Source organism: Streptomyces sp. NBC_00690, from assembly GCF_036226685.1.
Taxonomy (GTDB): domain Bacteria; phylum Actinomycetota; class Actinomycetes; order Streptomycetales; family Streptomycetaceae; genus Streptomyces.
This window is the reverse complement of the sequence record NZ_CP109009.1, coordinates 4,718,447-4,739,252: the sequence shown is the minus strand read 5'-3', so window position 1 is coordinate 4,739,252 and position 20,806 is coordinate 4,718,447. Positions and strand designations below refer to the sequence as shown.

The following is a 20,806-nucleotide window of genomic DNA, read 5'->3' as shown; positions in this document are numbered from 1 at the left end:
CCTCGCAGGCCCGAGGAGTCCCGAAATGCAACTCGCCGCGATCATCGTGTCGCTGGTCCTGACCGTGGTTGGCGTTGCGCTCATCGCCCGAGCCGTCGCGCAGATCTACCACTTCGTCAAACTCGGCCAGCCCGTGCCCGCAGGCAGCCGCACCGACAACCCCCGAGGGCGCACGATCACCCTGGCCAAGGAGTTCCTGGGGCACACCCGGATGAACCGGTGGGGCATCGTGGGCTTCGCCCACTGGTTCGTCGCGATCGGCTTCCTCACCCTGCCGCCGACACTGGCCCAGGCGTACGGCCAACTCTTCCAGGCCGATTGGATGCTCCCCGTCCTCGGCGGCTTCGTGCCGTTCGAGATGTACATCGAGTTCATCGGTCTGATGACCGTCGTCGGCATCCTGACGCTGATGGCGATCCGGTTGCTCAACCTCCCCTCGCGCGCCGGTCGCAAGTCCCGCTTCGCCGGCTCCAAGGCGTGGCAGGCGTACTTCGTCGAGTACGTCATCCTCACCATCGGCCTCGCCATCCTGGTCCTGAGGGGGCTCGAAGGCGCGATCCACCACGTGGACGGCTACGAGGCCGCGTACTTCGTCTCGTACCCCCTCGTCCTCGCGTTCGACGGGTTGAGCGTCCCCACGCTCCAGACGCTGATCTACTTCACCGCGATGATCAAGATCGGGACCTCGCTGATCTGGATGATCACGGTCTCGCTCAACACCAACATGGGCGTCGCCTGGCACCGCTTCCTCGGCTTCCCCAACATCTGGTTCAAGCGCAACGCCACCGGCGCCTCCGCGCTCGGCCCGCTCCAGCCGATGGTGTCGCACGGCAAGGAGATCGACTTCGAGACGGTCTTCGACGACGAAGAGGGCGCGGAGGAGGCCGTCTTCGGCGTCTCCCAGGTCGAGCACTTCTCCTGGAAGGGCATCCTCGACTTCTCCACGTGCACCGAGTGCGGTCGCTGCCAGTCCCAGTGCCCCGCGTGGAACACCGGAAAGCCGCTCTCCCCCAAGCTGCTGATCATGTCCCTGCGCGACCACGCGCACGCCAAGGCCCCCTATCTGCTGGCCGGCGGCGGCAAGACCATGGAGGGCGAGGAGAAGGCATCAGCCGAGGCCCTCAAGGACGTACCGGCCGCTGCGCTCGCGGAGGCCGAACGCCCCCTGATCGGCACCCTCGAAGAGAACGGCGTGATCGACCCGGACGTGCTGTGGTCCTGCACCACCTGCGGTGCCTGCGTCGAACAGTGCCCGGTCGACATCGAGCACATCGACCACATCGTCGACATGCGCCGCTACCAGGTGATGATCGAGTCCGCGTTCCCCTCCGAGGCGGGCACGATGCTCAAGAACCTGGAGAAGAAGGGCAACCCCTGGGGTCTGGCGAAGAAGCAGCGCGTCGAGTGGACCAAGGAGGTCGACTTCGAGGTGCCGATCGTCGGCCAGGACATCGAGGACCTCACCGAAGTCGAGTACCTCTACTGGGTCGGCTGCGCTGGCGCCCTGGAGGACCGCGCCAAGAAGACCACCAAGGCGTTCGCCGAACTGCTGCACATGGCGGGCGTCAAGTTCGCGATCATGGGCGGCGAGGAGAAGTGCACCGGCGACTCACCGCGCCGCCTCGGCAACGAGCCGCTGTTCCAGCAGCTCGGCCAGGAGAACGTCGCGATGCTGAACATGGCCTTCGGCGAGGATGACGAAGACGATTCGACGCTCAAGCCCAAGTCGGCGAAGAAAATCGTCGCCACCTGCCCGCACTGCTTCAACACCATCGCCAACGAGTACCCGCAGCTGGGCGGCGAGTTCGAGGTCGTCCACCACACCCAGTTGCTCCAGCACCTCATCGACGAGGGCAAGCTGCTGCCCATCACCCCGGTCGACGGGCTGATCACCTACCACGACCCGTGCTACCTCGGCCGGCACAACAAGGTCTACACCCCGCCGCGGGAGATCATGTCCGCCGTCCCCGGCCTGCGCCAGCAGGAGATGCACCGCCACAAGGAACGCGGCTTCTGCTGCGGTGCAGGTGGCGCGCGGATGTGGATGGAGGAGCGCATCGGCAAGCGCATCAACAACGAGCGCGTGGACGAGGCCCTCTCCCTCAACCCGGACATCGTCTCCACCGCCTGCCCCTTCTGCCTGGTCATGCTGAGCGACTCGATCAACGGCAAGAAGAACAGCGGCGAGGCCAAGGAGAGCCTCCAGGTCGTGGATGTGGCACAGCTGCTCCTCGACTCCGTGAAGGCTCCCCCGTCCGACCCACCGGCAGCCCCGAAGGCACCGACGGACGCACCGGAACCGGAGCCGGTGCAGTAAGGCCGCGGCCTGATCGCCGTTGGCTCCAGTTGTTGCCATTCGCTGTCGAGTTCCGCTGGTGTGGAGCGGCCGGCACTGCCTCAGGGCGGTGCCGGCCGCTCTTCGTGTGCCCCGGCACCGATCGGGCGAGCGGTATCGCGGTGCCCACCCCGGCGGAACAATGTTGGCCCCGCCCTCCCTACCACTCAGCACAAAGCCCACCTCACTCAATAAAACTCACAATCAACCCACTTCACCCGTAACAGATCCCCTCCACCCAGAACGACAGCCGCCCACGCATCCATGGCCTCCCGGCTGTACGGACGTTCGCACGACGGAGCATCATGGGGCGGCGAAACGGAGATGGGACGGATGTCGTGGCAACAGGTGCAGGAGCTCGGTGGACCGGGGTGCGTACGAGGGAAGGGCGGTCGGCCGGTGCGTTGATCCACTACCGTCCCACCCCCACAACACGGGCGAAAGCCATGGTCCGGGCTGTCGCCCCGGCCCTCTGCCTCACCCTTCTGGTGGGCTGCTCGGCGACCGACGACCCTGATCAATCGGCCAAGAACGGCGACGCACCACCGACCGCAAGCCGGACACCCGCACCCCAACTACCGATCCCCCAGGGCAAGGGCAGCAAGCTCCCCGACGACTTCAACGGCGACGGCCACCGCGACCTCGTCCTGAATGACCTGGTCAAGGACGAACAAGACAGCCACGGAGACGATGCGGGCATCGGCATCGTCTACGGCACCGAGGGGCCGCGCGCCCTCGATCCGGCCGTGAACCGTCTGCTCACCGTGCGGGAGAACGCGGCACCCATCGAAGGCGTGCTCCCCGCCGCGTTCGACGCCGAAGTCTCCTGCGACCTCGACGGGGACGGCTTCGCGGACCTCGTGGTCGCCACCGACCCCCCGTACAACGGAGTCGGCCGCCCGCCCGTACCGCTGCAACTGCTCTTCGGCTCCCCGGACGGCATCGGCGGCAAGGCCGTGGTCCTGCGCATCCCGGACCGCGCGCGCTACGGCGACGAGTGGCCCGACAACCCGGTCTGCGGCGATTTCGACGGGGACGGCAGCGCGGACCTCGCCGTCACCGCATCGGCCGGCCGCATCAGCTATCTGCGCGGCCCCTTCACCAGGGCCGGGGCCCCCAAGGCCGCACCCGCACCGATCCCCGACGGTGGCGCCGCACTCGCCGCACCGGCCGGCGACGCCGACGTCAACGACGACGGCTACGACGATCTCGTGATCACCCAACGCCCCCCGCAGATGGGCCAGGCATTCACCGGCACCCTGCTCCTGGGCGGCCTCCGCGGCCCTGCCGAAGCAGGCGGCCCCTACCGTACGAAGGCACTCAAGCCCCCCGCCGCGCCCGCGCCGGCGGGCGGGGAGACGGACTTCCTGCGCTACGCCGACTTCGACGGGGACAAACGCCGCGATGTGGTGGTCCGTACCCATCAAAAGGAGCGGACGGACGTGGTCGCGCTCTACGGAACGCGAAGGAAGGCCACGGAGCCGCTCGTGACTTTCAGTACCGCGATCTTCCTCCGCTGAGGCCCGCGCGCACCCCGGGGACCTGGGGCAGGCCCCCCAGGGTTCCCCTAAGGGATGTCACAGGTCGGCCGCAAAGGGTGCGCTCACCACTGTGCGCCGGTACTCCGCACGGATCGAACGGGTACGTTCAAAGGCGTGGCTGGATTCAGGATCGGACGCGGCCGGGACAACCGCACGCAGCAGCAACCTCGACAGGCACCACCACCCCACCCGGGTGGCGGCGGCCAGCCGCCGTATGCGCGGCAGCCACAGCAGCCGCCGCAGTGGCCCCAAGGCGCAGGCCCGCAGGGCCATCAACCGCAGTACGGCGAGCCGGAGTACTTCGGTGACCCGCACCACGGCGGTCAGCACGGTGGGCCCCCTCAGCACGACCCGTACGCGAACAGCGCGGGTCACACCCAGGCGTTCAGCATCGACGACCCCTACGGCGACGGAGCGACCTACCAGGCGGGCAGCTCGCCCGCGCCCCCGGCGGGTCCCCGGCTGCACTGGAAGCAGTTGCTGAGCGGGATCGTGCTGCGCCCCAAGGCGACGTTCTGGCAGATGCGGGACTACGCGGTGTGGGGTCCGGCGCTGGTCGTGACCTTCGTATACGGCCTGCTCGCCATCTTCGGCTTCGACAAGGCCCGCGAAGAGACGATCAACGCAACGCTCTCATCGGCGGTCCCGTACGTGCTGACCACGGGTGTCGCGTTGGTGATCGCCGGCTTCATCCTGGGCGCGGTCACCCATACGCTCGCACGCCAACTCGGCGGCACCGGAGCCTGGCAGCCGACCGTCGGGCTCTCCATGTTGATCATGTCGATCACCGATGCGCCGCGACTGCTGTTCGCGCTCTTCCTGGGCGGCGAGAACTCCCTGGTCCAACTGCTGGGCTGGGCTACCTGGTTGGGCGCGGGCGCCCTCTTCACCCTGATGGTGAGCAGGTCGCACGACCTGCCCTGGCCGAAGGCACTGGGCGCGGCTTCGATCCAGCTCATCGCGCTGCTGTCGATCATCAAGCTGGGAACCCTCTGATCCCTCGCAGAAACCGCTGAAAGGGCCCGTCCGATTCACCGGACGGGCCCTTTCGTGTTCGCTGTCTCTGGTGAATCCCGCTCAGGCCCTACCGCCCTTAGCCGTTGGGGCGGTGGCCCTCAACAGGACCGACACTCATGAATCGAGAACCTGCCCCTGCCTGCGAACGACGGGCTTCTCCACGCTCCAGGGGAAATTGATCCAGTCGTCCGTACGCTTCCAGACGTACTCACACTTCACGAGCGAGTGCGACTTCTCGTAAATCACGGCGGAGCGAACCTCCGCGACATGGTCGACACAGAAATCGTGAACGAGCTTCAGCGTCTTACCGGTGTCCGCGACATCGTCGGCGATCAGAACCTTCTTGTCCGAGAAGTCGATCGCGTTCGGCACGGGAGCGAGCATCACGGGCATTTCCAGAGTGGTTCCCACTCCGGTGTAGAACTCGATGTTGACCAGATGGATGTTCTTGCAATCGAGCGCGTAGGCCAGCCCACCCGCGACGAAGACACCACCCCGGGCAATAGAGAGCACGATGTCGGGCTCGTAGCCGTCATCCGCGATGGTCTGCGCCAGCTCCCGGACAGCGCCGCCGAACTTCTCGTACGTCAGATTCTCTCGCACGTCACCCACGGCTCACACCTGCGTCCGGTGGAAGTTCTGGAACGAACGGGACGCCGTCGGCCCACGCTGTCCCTGGTAGCGCGAGCCATAGCGCTCACTGCCGTACGGGAACTCGGCGGGAGAACTCAACCGGAACATGCAGAGCTGCCCGATCTTCATCCCGGGCCAGAGCTTGATGGGCAGCGTCGCCAAATTCGAGAGTTCCAGGGTCACATGCCCGGAGAATCCCGGATCGATGAAGCCCGCGGTGGAATGGGTTACCAGCCCCAACCGACCGAGAGAACTCTTCCCCTCCAAACGAGAGGCGAGGTCGTCGGGCAGCGAAATGACCTCATAGCTCGATGCGAGCACGAATTCACCGGGGTGGAGGATGAACGCCTCGTCCCCCTCCGGCTCGACGGTACGCGTGAGGTCGATCTGCTCAACAGCGGGGTCGATATGGGGGTAGCGGTGATTCTCGAACACCCGGAAGTAGCGGTCGAGCCGCACATCGATGCTGGAGGGCTGCACCATAGATTTGTCGTAGGGATCGATACGCACACGACCTGCGTCGATCTCGGCCCGGATGTCCTTGTCTGAGAGAAGCACCCCCCGAGGATACGCAGAGCGCGCGGACCCGCCCCACTCGGACGACTCCGCGCGCCTACCCTCATGGCCATCTACCGCTTGGCGGCGGACTCCACCAGCACGACACTCCGCAGCCGCGCACACCGCGGACACCGCACAAGCCGCCCGGGCCCGATCCGCGCAGCACCGAGCTGCTGCATCGGAAACGAGGCGGTGGCAAACACATGCCCTTCGGCACAGCGGACGACGGTGCGCTCCATCAAGTCCATCGAGTCCCTTCCCCAGAGAATGCGGACGAACGACCACATTAGGGGATCAACCACCCGGCACTACGACCGGCACTCCGAGCCGCCACGGTACGCCCCAACTCCCGCGCCCCGCATCCCGATCACCCCCACCGACCCACAAAGAGCCCACCGGCTTCACACGCCGGGGGCCGGGAATGGGGTAGAGTGAGCGGCGTTGCGACTGCGAGTGAGCGGTCGATTGCGCGGGTGTAGTTTAATGGTAGAACATGAGCTTCCCAAGCTCAGAGCGCGAGTTCGATTCTCGTCACCCGCTCTTTACCGAAGGCCCTGGTCAGAGACCGGGGCCTTTCTTGTTGTCTAGACCAATTTCGGGTGCCGTGCCATTCGCGTGCCATAAGGGACCGTCAGCCGTGCCCGAACGGGCCTCGCCGCCGACCACGCGAAGCGCTGACGCTCCGCCGACCCGTACCGCGAGATCGACTTCCTGTGGCGTGCACCACTCGCGCCTGACGGTGCGGGTGTACGCGGGCGCGGAGCAGCCGGAGATGGCAAAGCGCCGGACCATCTGGCCGAGGTCCGGCGCTTCGATCGAACATCTGGTGAGTCACCGCCTCCTGGCTGCCGGGGGAGCGGCGGCGGGCGGGCGGGGGATGAACGGGTGGACCGTCGCACCGCCCGGTGTCGCCGCGGCTCGCTGCCGGCGGACATCGACGTCGATGTCCGCGGCGAGCCTGCGCTGATGTTCCTTGGTGGAGTGCTGATAGATCAGCTGTGCCTTCTCGGACGACTGACCCGCCCGGACCATGAGGTCCTTCAGCTTGGCGCCGGTGTCGGCGGCGAGCGTGTTGCCCGTGTGCCGGAGGTCGTAGAAGCGAAACTCTTCCGGCAGCCCGACCTTGTCCCGGGCCCTGCGCCACTTGCGCCCGAAGGTGGTCCCGCGCAGAGCCGCGCCCCTCTCTCCCACGAAGACGAGCCCGTCGGGTCCCGGCTCGGCGAACCACTCCAGGTGCTGACGCACATCGGCGTGGACAAAGGCCGGCAGCACGATCTCCCTCTTGCCTGCACGGGACTTGGGATCACCGATGACACGGCGGCCGGTGTTCAGTTCAGGCGCGGCCCGGCGCACCCGGACCGATCCTGCGTCAAGGTCGACGTCGACGCGGCGGAGCTCGGCGAGTTCCTCGGGACGCATCGAGGCGAAGGCGCCCAGCAGGACCATCAGTCGCCACCGCAGCCCGATCGCCTCCGCGAGGTCGAAGACCTGCGCGACCGAGGCGACGGGGCGCTCGTCCGCTTCCTCCCGGCCGGCTCCCCGGATGCGGCACGGGTTCTTGCGGATCATGTCGTCCTCGACGGCGGTCTCCATGACGGCTTTGAGCAGTCGGTACGCCTTGGCCGTCGTCGTCGAACCCGTGGCCCTGAGCCGCTCGGCCCGCCAGGTGCGGACTCGGGCCGGGCTGATCCTGTTCACGTGCAGCGCGCCGAACGTCGGCTCCAAGTGCAGCCGCAGGAGCCTGCGGTACAGCTCGTCCGTCGTCGGCGCGACGCCCCGTTCGCCGATCCAGCGCGTCGCGTACTCGGCGAACAGCACCTCCCCGGCGGTCGGGTCGATCCAGTCACCGCGTGTCTGGTCGGCCTGGACCTGGGAGAGGAAGACCTCGGCGTCACTCTTCGTCTCGTATGTCTCGGGGGCCGCGCGCAGCACACCGTCAGTGCCGGGATAGCGCGCCTGGTACCGGCCGGAGGGCAGCTTCCGTATCGCCCCAAAGCTGCGACGTGGAGCTCGCTTGCGCGGTCGAGCCATCAGGCAGCCCTCCCGTAGCGGGAGCGCCGGACGCGAACGGGTTCGACGGTCCGTTCCTCCACGAAGGCGGTGAGGACGCTCTCCGGGATACGGACGTATTTGCCGAGCTTGACGTAGCGGATACGCCGCTCGGAGATGAGGCGCCGGACGAAACGCACACCTGTACCGAGTCGTTCGGCGGCCTCGTCGGCGGTGAGCAGGCGGTCGGTCTGATGGATCACCTCCCCTGCGGAAGGCTTGGTGAGCGCGGCGGCGGAGATTGGGGCGGTTCTGCGCAAGGAGGTTCCACTTCTGGCGCGCGTAGGGGGCCTGGCAGCCCGTGCGTCACCATGAATCGCTGGTCGCGGAAGGGCGAATCGGTTCTGCGAGAACCGGGCTACGAGGCGGTCCCCCGTCGCGGGGACCCCGGCAACGGGACCCTGAGGTCCATGGCGATGTCGGTGAGCCCGACGGCATGGCGGCGATGCCGAGAGCGCTGAACGCGTGAGGGAATCGGGTTGCCGGGCGCGGCGCCGTGGCCGCCCAGCCGGCATTGACCAACGCTTCGCCGGATGAGGATGGCTTCGATGGTGAGGGTGGCCGGGATTACTGCTGGACTGAATTGAATGGGTCGTTTCGCCATACCCATTTTTGTAGCTCCGCATCCCCGATTTCGTTAACCGGGGATCGTGCGCTATATATAGCGGCCCTTCATCGCGCAGTCGGCGGTCCAGGACTTCCATGGGCCCTGGACCGGGGCGAGCGAGGAGGTCAATCACGGCTCTGATCTGCGGCTTGTGACCCATCGGGACACTGACCCGTGGACGGGGCGCCGCGATACGCGGTGTCGGATGCGCCCGCCGAGAGGCGCTATTTCGTCAACAGCGGATCGCCGATTACAGTTTTGATCACCACCCGAAATCCACCTCGCCAGAAAGTTGTACAGCGGTTCAGAGCTATGTCTGGACTTTCGCGGGATGGTGTGGCTGTGTGTACGTGCGCCTGGAAATGAACCGGCTCCCGGCACATTCGCACCGGGAGCCGGGTGTCCCCTACCGATTCGCCCTTCCGCGACGAACAAGACGGTGAGCGATGGTGCCAGCCATCAACCACCGGGTGAGGAACGCCTGTGCCCGACCCTACGGCCGCCACTGCCGTAGCAGCATCCCTGTCCATCCGCGCCCTGTCGACGAAGGCGGGGCGATAGACATGGCACGGATACGGACCATCAAGCCTGAAGCTTTCTCCTCCGAATCGCTCGCCGAGGTGACCGTCACCGCCGAGCGGACCTTCTTCGGCCTGCTGACCCAGGCCGACGACCACGGGCGTTTCCGTGACCAAGCCGCCGTCATCGCCGGACTGCTCTGGTCCCTGCGGCCCGAGCACGGCCCCGTAGGCGTCGAGGACGACCTCAATCAACTCGACACGGCTGAGCTGATCTGCCGGTACGAGGGCAGCGACGGCAAGCGGTACCTGCACATCGTCACCTTCGCCAAACATCAGAAGATCAACCGTCCGAGCGGGGTTCGTCACCCCGGCTGTCCCCACCATGACGGTGGCCGACCCGGCACGGTCTCACGGCAGGATCACGGACCCGCCCCGGAGGCCGCAGTGAAGGCTCAGGAAGGACTCAGCGAGCCCTCACGCTCACTGCCGGAGGCTTCCGTGAATGAAGAAATCCCAGGCCAAGGCGGCTTCAGTGAGCCTTCGCGGAAGCCTCAGGGAGGACTCCGGGACCTCTCCGTGAGCCCTCACGGTCCGGATCTAGGACCTAGGAACAGGGATCTAGGAACTACTCCGTTGGGGGGCGCGAGCGCCCCCATCCACCCGGCCGTCTCCACCAAGGAGCTCATCGCCGAGTACACCGCCGCCTGCACCCACCGCCCACCGAGCAGCGTTCTCGGCCACCTCGGCCGGGAGGTCGGAAAGCTCCTCACCGAGGGCATCGACGCCGACCACATCCGGGCCGGACTCGACCGACTGCGGACCAAGAGCCTGCATGCCAGCCTGCTGCCGAGCCTCGTCAACGAGGCCATGAACACTCCGCGACCCACCGCTTCCGATGCCATCCACCGGACCTACACGAACCCGACCGACGTCGAAGCCGCGTACGGCGGTGAGCTGTGACCACCGCCATCCGAGAACCCCAGCAGGTCGGCGCTCTGGCCGACCGGCTCGCAGCCATCCTCGCCGCCCGGGGTATCGACCCCGACACCACTCCGACGGAGCCCGCTTCGGCGCCCGTGACCGCCCTGGAGCTGGCTGCCGCCCGCATCCCACCCCGCTACCAGCACGCTCTCGCCGACAACTCCGCGGTGACCGCCTGGGTGGATCAGGTCGCCCACGCCGGCCGAGCCGGCCCCAGTGGCACGCGCGGCATCGCCCACGGGCCCTCGCTGCTGATCACAGGCCCGACCGGCACCGGAAAGACCCACCAGGCATACGGAGCGGTCCGCTCGCTCCTCGCCACAGGCGTCCGCCTGCGCTGGGAAGCCATCACCACCGCCGACCTCAACGCTCGCCTGCGCCCCCGCCCCGGCCAGGACCCCGAAGCGGAACTCCAGGTGCTCGGCCGCTGCCCACTGCTGATCCTGGACGACCTCGGCGCGGCCAAACAATCCGAGTGGACCGAGGAGCTGATGTACCGGCTGATCAACCGCCGCTACGTCCAGATGCTCCCCACCCTCATCACCACCAACCTGCCCACCGACGTCCTCCGCGCCGCAGTCGGCGACCGGGTCGCCTCCCGCCTCGCGGAGATGACCAGCCGGGTCATCCTCAGCGGCCCGGACCGCCGCCGGTCAGCGTCGCCCGCTCGCTGAGCGGATCTGTCTGCCCAACGCACTGAAGGTGGTCCGCCGCCACTCTGAACCGGCGGACCACCTTCCACGGGATGCCCAGTCCGCAAGGGGAACGGTCCGGGACCAAGCAGGAGACCGTCCCGAGGGCTGGTCCGGGGGCGATCAGGGACCGGTACGTACAGCAGTACACAACTGGTCCGCGCGGACCGGACCGGTCTGCGGACCGCGTTTTCCGCAGGTCAGGGCGGTGGTCCCAGCCCGGTCCCGAGGACCGTCGACCTTGGTCCGCAAGGTGGGCAGACCGTCCCCGCCATCGCGGACCACCTCACGGGGACCGGAATCGGGACCGTCCAACCCCTCATGGTCCCTGCCTCGTCTCTTCCGATGCGGTCCGGTCCGCACACCCGGCAGCGGACATCCCGCAGGCCCAAGCCACCAGTCCTTCGATGGCCACCACACGGAGAAGCCGACATGCACGATCAGCCCAGCGAACACTCCATCGACCGCGAGCAGATGAGCACCACCACAGCCACCAGCGCAGCAAGTTGGAGGTTCGGACACTCCCCCGCAGGGGGTGCGTCCGAACCAGAACCCGCCCCGGGAGTGGCGGGCCCCGTCCCGCGCCAGGGGGCGCAGGACGGGGCGGCGGCGACCGGGGGCGGACCGCAGCCGGGCAGGCGCCGGGGCAAGCCCCGTATCCGAGCGCGCAAGCAGCGTCGTGCTCACAGCGTCCGCCTCAGCGAACCCGAGTACCAGCGCATCGCCGCCGGCGCCCAGGCCGTCGGCATGAGCGTCGCGGGCTTCCTCGCCACCTCCAGCCTCGCCGCCGCCCGCGACCTCGACCGCACCGCAGCTGCCATCTCCTCCGAGCAGGACATCCTCACCACGCTCTTCGCCCTCCGACGCCAGCTCGGACACGCCAACAACAACCTCAACCAGGCCGCCCGCGCCCTGCACCTCGGCCTCGCCCCTGACGATCTCGACACGACCATCACCGCCGTCCACCGCGCCGCCGACGGCATCCGCCAGGTCACCGCCCGCATGACCAACCCCGCTGAAGGAACCCAAGCCGCTTGATCCCGTCCATCCACAAACAAGGCACCAGTACCGCCGGCTTGATCGCCTACCTGTACGGCCCTGGCCGCAGCGAGGAACACACCGACCCGCACCTCGTCGCCTCCTTCGACGGCCTCGCCCCCGACCCCGGCCGCGACCCGAACGCCACCGAGAAGGACCTCCAGCAGCTCCTCGACGAACCCCTCTGCCTTCGCACCGCGGACACGCGGCCGGACAAGCACGTCTGGCACGCCTCCGTCCGCGCCGCCCCCGGCGACCGAACGCTCACCGACGCCGAGTGGGCGGACATCGCCCACCGAGTCATCGCCGCCACCGGAATCGACCCAGGCGATGGCGCGGGCTGCCGGTGGGCGGCGATCCGCCACGCGGACGAGCACATCCACCTCATCGCCACACTCGTACGCGAAGACGGGCGCAAGCCCAACCACCACCGCTCCGGCCAGCGCGCCCAGACCGAGTGCCGCAGCATCGAGGCCGACTACGACCTGCACCGCGTGGCGCCCGGGGACGGCACCGGTGCCAAGCGCCCCACCAGCGCCGAACGCCACAAAGCCCAGCGCCGGGGTCGAGACCGCACCGCCCGCGAGGAACTGCGCGAGACCGTCCGCCGAGCCGCGGCGGGCACCGCCTCGGAGACGGAGTTCTTCGACCGGCTCGCCTCCGCCGGACTCCTCATCCACCGTCGCATCGCCCCCTCCGGCGACGCCCTCGGCTACACCGTCGCCCTGCCCGAAGACCGCAACAAGGACGGGGCACCCGTCCACTACTCCGGATCGAAGCTCGCACCCGACCTCTCCCTGCCCCGCCTTCGCGAACGCTGGACCGGCGCACCCACCCAGCCGCCGTCCGTGCGTGCGAGCACTCCTGCGTCCGCCCGCCTCGACGCCACCGGAGCCATCTGGCAGGCCGTCCTCTTCATCGATCAGGCCGACGACGGGACCGTGGCCGCCCAGATCGCAGCCGCCGGCGAAGTCCTCGACGCCCTCGCCAAGACCTCCGCGGCCCACACCCGCCGCCAGCTGAATCAAGCGGCCACCGTGTTCGAGCGGGCAGCCCGCTCCCACGTACGCGCCGAACGCGGCCACGACCGAGCCCTACGCCAGGCCGCCCGCGACCTCATCCACAGCGGACCGGCTCTGGGCCGAGGCGAGGACGGCGCCACCACCGCGATGCTGATCGACATGGCGTTCTTCTTCGCCGTAGCGGTGGCCGCCTGGCATGCGAAGAGGAATCACGCCCAGCAGGCCGTTGCCGCGCTGCAAGCCGCCGAACATCTCCGCGTCGCCTACCGAGCAGCAGCCGCCCAACCCATGGCCGTCCTCCGGCAGCAAGGCCAACGTCTGGCCCCGCATGTTCGGCAACGGCAGGCCGGCTTCGTCCACCAGGCGCTGCCTGAACTGGCCGAAAGCGTTCTGGCCGAACCGGGCTGGCACGCCTTGGCCGCCACTCTCGCCGATGCCGAGAGCGTCGGACACGACCCGACTGCCCTGCTCGCCGAAGCCACCAGCCGCCGAGAGCTCGACACCGCAACATCGATCAGCGATGTCCTCGTCTGGCGCCTGCGCCGCAGCGCCAACCTGCCCACCATCCCAAGAACCCCACACGATCCGGCTGCCCGAGGTAGCCGGCGCAACCCGCTCCCGGCTCCTGCCATGGAGCTGACGGCCAAGGCAGCGAGCGACTCCGCCCGACGGCTCTGATCAAGGGCGAGCGGCGAAACATAACCGACGATCCCCGGTCAGCCGAACCGGGGATTTTCCAGACCATTGATACGTCGCCCTTCCCACACCCCTTCGAGGAGCACCCGCATGCCCGAAACTGAAATCCGACCCCACATCGTCGCCCTCCTCTGCGACGCGGACTTCACATACCGACCCGACACCAACACCTGGTCCCACCGCGACGGCCGCCCCTTCACCAAGGAGGAGCAGGCCACCGCCTTGCAGGCAACCCGTGCCGAGCTCGAAGAGCTGAAGGCGCAGCACTCTCGCTACATGGAGTACAAGCGTACGAAGGACGAAGCGTTGGATGCCCTGCAACGCTTCCTCGCCCCATTCATGGAGCAGCTCGCCACGAAGAACCTCGGCAACGCCGTCAACCTCATGAACAAGGATGAGAGGGCCGAATTCGACCGGCGGTTTCGTTTCATGACCGAGCCCATCCGCCCCTTCACACCGCACACCTTCTGAGCAGGGCCGCCGGGGCCGACGCGACTCAGCGTTGGCCCCGGCGGCATGTCCGCATGGCCGTACGGCTGAGCCGCGACTGGCGAACCGGCGTGGCGGGCGCCCGCGGTAAAAGGGGCAACGGGTGGCGCCGACACCGCGAAGCCGCACAGCGGGCTGACGTGGCCCTACCCCGGGCCGCAGAGGTCTGGGCACGGCTGGGAGACAACGCGCCGCTGGCCGGCGCACGGTGGAAATCGCCGTAGCCCGGCGCTACATGATTCCGTGCCAGCGCCATGGCCGAGGCCCAGCTCTCTCTCGCAGACAGTCGACGCGGTATTGCGCCTGGGCCGTCCACTCCGGATGCCTGGCGGCGTGGAAGGCCGCATAGGTGACCATACGGAGCTCCCGAATACTGGCGAGGAGGGGATATCCCTCCCACTCAGTGACATCCGTTCCGTAGGCCCGGCAGAACTCGGCGTACTCGGCGGCCGCGATCGTGCCGGTTGTCGTCCGCTTCACCGCGGTCGAGACAAGGTCCCATTCCGGCGGTCCGACGGAGAACCGCTCCAGGTCCATGAGCATGGGGCCGGAAGAGGTGCGGACGACATTGCCGACCCACGCGTCGCCGTGGACGGGACAGTCAGGACGACCGGAGGGTCGGGCGATCCACTGGGCATGGAGACCCTCGCGGCGCTGGTGCAGCCACCCCCGGTCATCTGCCGTCAGGGTGTTCGCGGCGTCGATACGTTCTTCAAGGCGGACGAACGGGTCCAGCAGGCCCAGGTCAAAGCCCTCGGGGACGGGCAGGGCGTGGATCCGCGTGAGTATTCTGACGACGTCCATGACCGTGCCGGGCTCGTACGGTGGCAGCTCCGCCCAGAAGGTAACCGGGTGGCCCGATGCCTCCACGGGCTGCTCGACCTCGACCGGTTTCACCACCGGGATGCCACTGCCCGCGAGCCACCGGGCCACGCCTATCTCCCTGACCGCCGCCGGCATCTGGCCCGGCCGGGAGATCCGCGCGATCACACGGCCCGGCAGTCGCCAGACCTGGTTCTCGGCGATCCGCAGGGGCTCCGCGCCAGTCGCCTCGAAGCCGACAGCGGAGCACGCCTCCTCCAGTACCGCCCGACCGGTCGTCGCTGTGGCCGTCATGCGGGCAGTGCGGCGGCGATGCGTTCCCTCAGGGCAGCCGCCTCGCCGATCGTCGGATGCTTGCCCGCGTACCGGGCCAGTTCGCGCAGATCGTCGGCAGCGCGCCGCGAGGTGAGCCGACCGGACTCATCCAGCGCCCTGTGCCCGATGGCCGCCGCCTCGCTGGGATCACCCTTGACCATGATCAAAGAGGCCAGTTTGGTGCACGAGATGGCACGGGAGCGGGCGAAGGCATCACCGTGACCACGGACGGCGGACTGGAACCGTTTGCCCGCCTCTGCCGGGTCCTGGCCGACGAGTGCGAGATCGAAGAGGGCGTGGGCGGTGTCCCCCGCGTGCTGGGCGGCGTCGTAGTACGCCATCCACGGTGGGTCCTCCTCCGGGCGCGAGTGCGCGAAGGCGTCGTCGGCCGCACCGACGGCGGAGAGTGCGGCCTGGACATTCCGCATCTTCGCGAACGCGCGGGCGCGGGCAGTGTGCAGCATCGCCTGCTCGGTCGCGGTGATCCGGTCGGAGCGGACCAGACCCTTCTCCGCCTGGGTCAGGCCGTCGTCGGGGTCGCCGATCCACACGGCCTGACGGGCGAGGAAGGAGTACGTCTTGGCACGAAGGTGCCAGTTGCCGGCTTCCTCAGCGCAGTCAGCGGCGACCTTGAAAGCGACCCGGGCGTCGTCATGGGCGTACATGTCGAAGTGGGTCGCACCGACGACCATGCCCAGCCGTGCCACGGCGGCCAGCAGCTCAGTGCGCAGGGTCGAGGGGCAGGAGACGGAGAGCAGGCCGACCGCACACTCCAGAGCGCGGCTTCCCATTTCGCCGATCAGTCCTCCGCCGCCGAACCGGTTGTCCCAGATGTGCAGGTTGGAAGCTACGGCGATGATCTGGTCCACATGGGCCGGGGTGATGGTGGACGGCAGCTCGTACGGGGTGGTCGGCGCGACGAGCCGGGCGAGGTCGAGTGGGGCGAGGGCTGCCAGGGTGCTGACAGAGAGAAAGGCACGGCGATCCACTGGCTCAGGACTCCCGTTCGAAACAGGCGAGACGGCTCTCCCCAGGATGCGCCCTCCACCCCCGTGAACGCCTTCCTCACCAGCCCTCCGACGCTGTTCCTCGGCATCAATGGCCTTCTTCTCGGCATCCGGTTTCCGGAAGGCCATCGGCCAGGCGCGCTCGAATGTCCCTCCGGTCTCCAGGATCCGGTCGAGCGACTGGGCGAGTTCGAGGCGGCAGTGGGGGTACTTCCCGTGCTCGATCTGCAGGATGACGTCGTCACTGACCTGCACTAAGCGGCCCAACTGGCGAGCGGAGAGGCGGGCCTGCTTCCGCAGGTGCCGCAGCTCGCTCCCGAACCACTCCCGGGGAGACTCCGCAGGATTCAGCTTCTTCTCTGGTTGCGGCATACCTCTGCCCCCGAGTCGTGATGCCGAGGCACGGAACCCTCGGCATCGGGATCTGCACATTCCTTCGCCGTGCTGACTGAATGGTGGCTGACCGATTCGAGACCAGTACACACCGCAACCGAAATTTGGTGCTGTGCTTCTGGCAGAGCGGAGTACATCAGGATGGCCGACCTCCTCACAGCGACACCGCCCGTGCCCGGCACGCGTGCCGGCACCACCAGCCGGCCCGGCACGCTCGACATAGACCTGACGGTGACCCCGCAGTCACTGGGAATCGTCCGGTCCATCGTCGGCGCCCATCTGGTGCTGTGGGGAGTCTCCAACCTCGAAGACATACGCGACCGGATGGTGCTGGCGATCGATGAACTCCTCGCCAACGTCCTTGACCACGCGGTGGATCCGCGCGACGCCACGGCGAAGGATGCCAAGCTGCTGGTCCTGAGAATTCCGGGCGCGCTGGTGGCGGTGGTGACCGACGCGGACACGACCGTACCGAATGACTCCACCGAGCCGGACGAAACCTCGGAGGATGGGCGGGGACTGCTCCTGGTCAAGTCCATCTCCGACGACTTCGGGGTCTCGGTGAACAAGGACGGCAAAGACATCTGGGCTAAGTTCCTCTGCCCGGAAACAGGAGTGGCCGCTGAGGGGGGACTGCGGTGAGCCTGCCGGCCGAGTTACTGGCCTTGCCTCCGCAGGATGCCGTCAGCGACATGGATGCTCTCGCCGTGCGGATCCGGCTCTTCCAGGACCGCCATGTGCAGGAGCGGGACGCGTGGACGGTCGATGTCTCGTTCGACATCGTCTTCACGACGAGTGGCATGGACGGCCGGGCGCTGCTTCGGTGGATGGACCGGCACCAGCAATACGGCTGCGGTCCCGTCCACACGGATGCCCGCTGGCCGTACCTCCTCTGGCATGTTCCGCCCGGCACTGCCCGCGAGTGGCGTCACCCGCTGGCCATCTGCCGGGGCCGCGGCAAGGTTGTGCTCCCCGGCCAAGGGGGCTCCTCGGGCCAAGGCCCGTACTGGTTAAGGCCGTACAAGGACGACCGTTTCGTCGACCCCGACCTTCTCCGCCGGGCTCTCGACTGGCGCTGGCCGCTGCCGCCGTTGATCCACCCGCTGCTCTTGCAGCAATGACCTCACCGCCCGGTCCGCCCGGCCCCGTGGGGAGGGACAGCGAAGGACCGAGGTTCCTGTCCGGCTTTCACTCCGTGCGTCTTCAGGAACCACAGAGTCCTTCCCGGCTTCTCTTCGGCCTGATCACCTCCACGGCCAGGAAGCGAGCCGAGGAGGGCTGCCGCAAGCAATCGACAACTCGCCACCCATGGGGATCCATGAACCTGCACCAACTGCCCGCCCCGGCGATCGATGCGCCTCCGAGCAAGAGGGCCGGTACGAAGCTCCGCGCCGTGACCTGGAACCTCTACTGCGGCGGCGTGGACGGAACCTCCGAGGAGCGCCTGCACACGCAGGCGGAGATCCTGGCTGGTCTCAAGCCCGACGTTCTCGCCCTCCAGGAGTGCACCGGGTGGGACGAGCAGGAGGAGCGCCGCCTGCTCTGGATGGCTCGCACATTGGGCATGGCACCCGTCCGCATGGCCCGCTCGTTCATCGGGGACGGCCGCAACTTCACCGCCCTCCTGTACCGCCCATCCACCCTGCACCTGGTCGGGCGAAGAATTCTGGGCGTGGAGGTCTTCCACCACGCCTTGATCCGCGCACGCCTCCGTCCCGTCGGCGCCGAGGATGGCAGTCGAGACCTTCTCGCCTTCGCCACCCATTTCACCCACACCGACGGCGAGACCCGGCTACGTGAGGCCCGCTGGCTGACCGACTACGCCGGAGCGTTTCCCGGCATGCCGTCCCGGGCGATGCTGCTGGGCGATCTCAACTGCTCCGGGGCGTACGACACCGACCCGGAGGACTGGGATCTGGTGCCGCGAAATCTCCACTCGCGCTACCGGCAGGTCGACGACGCTGGCCGATTCGGTGCCATGGACCGACGGGCGATCCAGGTCCTGATCAATTCTGGCTGGGCCGATCCCCAATCCCTCACCGGGGAGGATCGAGCGGCGACCGTCGGCTACGCCTACGCGAACGAGCCCGTACCCCTTCGACTGGACCACATCTTCATCCGCGGTCTGCCCGCGACCGTATATCGGACGTACGACAGCCCCGCTGTGCGCGCCCTCTCCGATCACCTTCCCGTCATCCTCGACACAGAGGTCAGGACGGAGACTCCCGGGAAGGCCGTGATGGCCTCATGACCACCGGTGCCCTCAACCTCAAGACGATCACGATCGCCGAGGTGCCCGTCGAAGAGATCAACCGGCGAATGAGCGCAGTCGCTCCGTTGTCGGACTGGCCGGCACGCGCCCATTCGGTTGCCTCTCTCCTTCGAACTCAGGATGGAATCAGGCCGCCGGATCTCGTGAAGACGGCCGGACATACTCCTCTGGCCGCCGCTCAACCGTGCCACGATCCACGGATCCTGAGGTTCGAGCGGCAACACGTCCCCGGCGCGGGACAAGCGGCACACGCCTTCTCGCGTGGAGCAGGGCACCCCGCGCCGGTACTCGCCCAGCGCCGCCCTACCGATCAGAGCGCACAGCACAAAGGAGATACCAGGTGACCGACCTGTCCCGTACGACGGAACCCGGCGAAGGCCAGTCCGCCACCAGCATCGAGCAACTTCGCGAGGAGATGATCGAGAAACTGCGGGAGCTGGAGGCCGTCCGTACCCCCGGCGTCGAGGCCGCGCTCCGGAAGGTCCCGCGCCACGTCTTCGCGCCCGAGGTGCCGCTGGAGAAGGCGTACGCCGCCGAGTACGCGGTGATCACCAAGAAGGACAAGGACGGCGTCCACATCAGCTCGGTCTCCGCCTCGCGGGTGCAGGCCCTGATGCTGGAGCAGGCGGAGATCGGCCCTGGTGACCGTGTCCTGGAGATCGGTTCCGGAGGCTTGAACGCCGCGTACATCGCCGAGCTGGTCGGCGAGTCCGGCGAGGTCACCACGGCGGACATCGACCCGGACATCACCGCCCGCGCCGAACGGTTCCTCACCGAGGCCGGGTACGAGCGGGTCAACGTCGTCCTGGCCGACGGCGAAGGCGGCGTTCCGAAGCACGCACCGTACGACAAGATCATCGTCACCGTCGGGGCCTGGGACATCCCGCCCGCGTGGGTGGACCAGCTCGCCGAGGGCGGACGGATCGTCGTGCCCCTGCGGATGCGCGGCCTGACCCGGTCGGTCGCCTTCAACCGGGTCGGCGACCGTCTCGTCAGCCGGGAGTACGAGCTGTGCGGCTTCGTGCCGATGCAGGGTGTCGGCGAGAACCGGATGCGGCTCGTTCCCCTCCATGACGAGGAGGGCGCGGAGGTCGCGCTGAAGCTGGACGACGGTCAGCAGGTGAACGGGGGCCGCCTCCGGGACGCCCTGCACCAGCCGCGCACCGAGGTGTGGACGGGCGTGACCATCGGCGGTTTCGAGTCGAACGACAACCTGGATCTGTGGCTGGCCACCGCCTTGGACGGCTTCACGCTCCTCAGCGCCAAGCTGGGTGCCCGCGAACGCGGCATCGTCGCCTCCGTCTCCCCGATCGGCGTCGCCACGCTCGTCGACGGCGACAGCTTCGCCTACCGGACCGTACGACCGACGAGCGAGGAACGAACCCTGTTCGAGTTCGGGGTGTATGGGCACGGTCCCGACGCCAGCAAGGTCGCGCAGCGCCTGGCCGAGGAGATCCAGACCTGGGACCGCGAGCACCGTACCGACCGGGCGCGCATCGAGGCGTTCCCCGCGGCAACAGCCGACGACCTTCTCCCCGCCGGCCGCGTGATCGACAAGCGGCACACGCGGGTCACGATCTCCTGGCCCTGACAGCCGATCCAGGCTGTGAGGACAGGAAGCCCAGCACCACCCGTCTGAAAGAAGGGAACCCCGAGATGGAAGCAAGCACCACTGCGCTGTCCCCGTCGGACTTCGACTTGGACATCAGCATCGTCGCGCAGGGCCGGATCATCCCCGAGCTGATGAACGACACCAGCGACAACTGCACCAGCACCTGTGAGAGCGCCTGCTCCAACAGCACTTGCTTGAACGGCTGA

20 protein-coding genes, 1 tRNA gene and 1 pseudogene are annotated in these 20,806 nt (G+C 68.0%); 15 read left to right on the top strand and 7 right to left on the bottom strand.

Annotated features, from left to right (window positions below; all coding sequences use genetic code 11):
- Positions 1–25 precede the first annotated feature (25 nt).
- From OID54_RS20715 to OID54_RS20705, 3 genes are all read left to right on the top strand, one after another.
- Positions 26–2,317 (top strand): (Fe-S)-binding protein, encoded by a 2,292-nt coding sequence (locus tag OID54_RS20715; RefSeq protein ID WP_329021565.1) that lies wholly within the window; start codon positions 26–28, stop codon positions 2,315–2,317.
- A gap of 389 nt (positions 2,318–2,706) precedes the next feature.
- Entirely contained in the window at positions 2,707–3,855 is a 1,149-nt protein-coding gene (locus tag OID54_RS20710; protein ID WP_329021564.1) for an FG-GAP repeat domain-containing protein, read from the top strand.
- A gap of 135 nt (positions 3,856–3,990) precedes the next feature.
- On the top strand, positions 3,991–4,872 hold the full coding sequence (locus OID54_RS20705) for a Yip1 family protein (protein WP_329021563.1): 882 nt from the start codon (positions 3,991–3,993) through the stop codon (positions 4,870–4,872).
- Between the two features lie 135 nt (positions 4,873–5,007).
- Here OID54_RS20705 and OID54_RS20700 read toward each other — a convergent pair whose 3' ends face one another.
- Positions 5,008–5,505, bottom strand: a complete 498-nt coding sequence (locus OID54_RS20700) for a phosphoribosyltransferase (protein WP_329021562.1) — start codon at positions 5,503–5,505, stop codon at positions 5,008–5,010.
- Positions 5,506–5,508: 3 nt separating this feature from the next.
- Complete coding sequence (dcd, locus tag OID54_RS20695) at positions 5,509–6,084, bottom strand: dCTP deaminase (RefSeq protein ID WP_329021561.1); 576 nt, start codon at positions 6,082–6,084, stop codon at positions 5,509–5,511.
- 469 nt (positions 6,085–6,553) lie between these two features.
- On the opposite strand from dcd, the gene OID54_RS20690 reads away from it, so the two are divergent.
- Positions 6,554–6,624, top strand: a tRNA-Gly gene (locus tag OID54_RS20690).
- A gap of 291 nt (positions 6,625–6,915) precedes the next feature.
- On the opposite strand, the gene OID54_RS20685 is transcribed toward OID54_RS20690, so the two are convergent.
- Positions 6,916–8,115: a tyrosine-type recombinase/integrase gene (locus tag OID54_RS20685; RefSeq protein ID WP_329021560.1), complete on the bottom strand. Its 1,200-nt coding sequence runs from the start codon at positions 8,113–8,115 to the stop codon at positions 6,916–6,918.
- A complete protein-coding gene (locus tag OID54_RS20680; RefSeq protein ID WP_329027670.1) occupies positions 8,115–8,333 on the bottom strand; it encodes a helix-turn-helix domain-containing protein in 219 nt (72 codons plus the stop codon). Before OID54_RS20680 ends, OID54_RS20685 begins: the two co-directional genes overlap by 1 nt.
- A gap of 970 nt (positions 8,334–9,303) precedes the next feature.
- On the opposite strand from OID54_RS20680, the gene OID54_RS20675 reads away from it, so the two are divergent.
- From OID54_RS20675 to OID54_RS20655, 5 genes are all read left to right on the top strand, one after another.
- Entirely contained in the window at positions 9,304–10,221 is a 918-nt protein-coding gene (locus tag OID54_RS20675; protein WP_329021559.1) for a hypothetical protein, read from the top strand.
- Positions 10,218–10,916, top strand: a complete 699-nt coding sequence (locus OID54_RS20670) for an ATP-binding protein (protein ID WP_329021558.1) — start codon at positions 10,218–10,220, stop codon at positions 10,914–10,916. The genes OID54_RS20675 and OID54_RS20670 overlap by 4 nt, the downstream gene beginning before the upstream one ends.
- A 450-nt stretch (positions 10,917–11,366) precedes the next feature.
- Positions 11,367–11,972, top strand: coding sequence for a plasmid mobilization protein (locus OID54_RS20665; protein ID WP_329021557.1), 606 nt, complete (start codon positions 11,367–11,369; stop codon positions 11,970–11,972).
- Complete coding sequence (locus tag OID54_RS20660) at positions 11,969–13,672, top strand: relaxase/mobilization nuclease domain-containing protein (protein WP_329021556.1); 1,704 nt, start codon at positions 11,969–11,971, stop codon at positions 13,670–13,672. The genes OID54_RS20665 and OID54_RS20660 overlap by 4 nt, the downstream gene beginning before the upstream one ends.
- A gap of 108 nt (positions 13,673–13,780) precedes the next feature.
- Positions 13,781–14,161, top strand: coding sequence for a hypothetical protein (locus tag OID54_RS20655; protein WP_329021555.1), 381 nt, complete (start codon positions 13,781–13,783; stop codon positions 14,159–14,161).
- Positions 14,162–14,410: 249 nt separating this feature from the next.
- Here OID54_RS20655 and OID54_RS20650 read toward each other — a convergent pair whose 3' ends face one another.
- Positions 14,411–15,295 (bottom strand): aminoglycoside phosphotransferase family protein, encoded by an 885-nt coding sequence (locus OID54_RS20650; protein ID WP_329021554.1) that lies wholly within the window; start codon positions 15,293–15,295, stop codon positions 14,411–14,413.
- A complete protein-coding gene (locus OID54_RS20645; protein WP_329027668.1) occupies positions 15,292–16,305 on the bottom strand; it encodes a hypothetical protein in 1,014 nt (337 codons plus the stop codon). The genes OID54_RS20650 and OID54_RS20645 overlap by 4 nt, the downstream gene beginning before the upstream one ends.
- Before the next feature lie 63 nt (positions 16,306–16,368).
- On the opposite strand from OID54_RS20645, the gene OID54_RS20640 reads away from it, so the two are divergent.
- On the top strand, positions 16,369–16,581 hold the full coding sequence (locus OID54_RS20640) for a hypothetical protein (protein WP_329028036.1): 213 nt from the start codon (positions 16,369–16,371) through the stop codon (positions 16,579–16,581).
- On the opposite strand, the pseudogene OID54_RS20635 reads toward OID54_RS20640, so the two are convergent.
- Positions 16,531–16,695: pseudogene (locus OID54_RS20635) on the bottom strand (helix-turn-helix domain-containing protein); the annotation flags it as partial. The gene OID54_RS20640 and the pseudogene OID54_RS20635 overlap by 51 nt on opposite strands.
- A gap of 162 nt (positions 16,696–16,857) precedes the next feature.
- On the opposite strand from OID54_RS20635, the gene OID54_RS20630 reads away from it, so the two are divergent.
- From OID54_RS20630 to OID54_RS20610, 5 genes are all read left to right on the top strand, one after another.
- A complete protein-coding gene (locus tag OID54_RS20630) occupies positions 16,858–17,358 on the top strand; it encodes an ATP-binding protein (RefSeq protein WP_329021553.1) in 501 nt (166 codons plus the stop codon).
- Positions 17,355–17,837 (top strand): hypothetical protein, encoded by a 483-nt coding sequence (locus OID54_RS20625; protein WP_329021552.1) that lies wholly within the window; start codon positions 17,355–17,357, stop codon positions 17,835–17,837. Before OID54_RS20630 ends, OID54_RS20625 begins: the two co-directional genes overlap by 4 nt.
- 197 nt (positions 17,838–18,034) lie before the next feature.
- A complete protein-coding gene (locus tag OID54_RS20620) occupies positions 18,035–18,967 on the top strand; it encodes an endonuclease/exonuclease/phosphatase family protein (protein ID WP_329021550.1) in 933 nt (310 codons plus the stop codon).
- A gap of 361 nt (positions 18,968–19,328) precedes the next feature.
- Positions 19,329–20,579 (top strand): methyltransferase, FxLD system, encoded by a 1,251-nt coding sequence (gene fxlM, locus OID54_RS20615; protein WP_329021547.1) that lies wholly within the window; start codon positions 19,329–19,331, stop codon positions 20,577–20,579.
- Between the two features lie 65 nt (positions 20,580–20,644).
- The gene (locus OID54_RS20610; RefSeq protein WP_329021546.1) at positions 20,645–20,806 is read left to right on the top strand and encodes an FxLD family lanthipeptide; all 162 of its coding nucleotides are present in this window, start codon (positions 20,645–20,647) and stop codon (positions 20,804–20,806) included.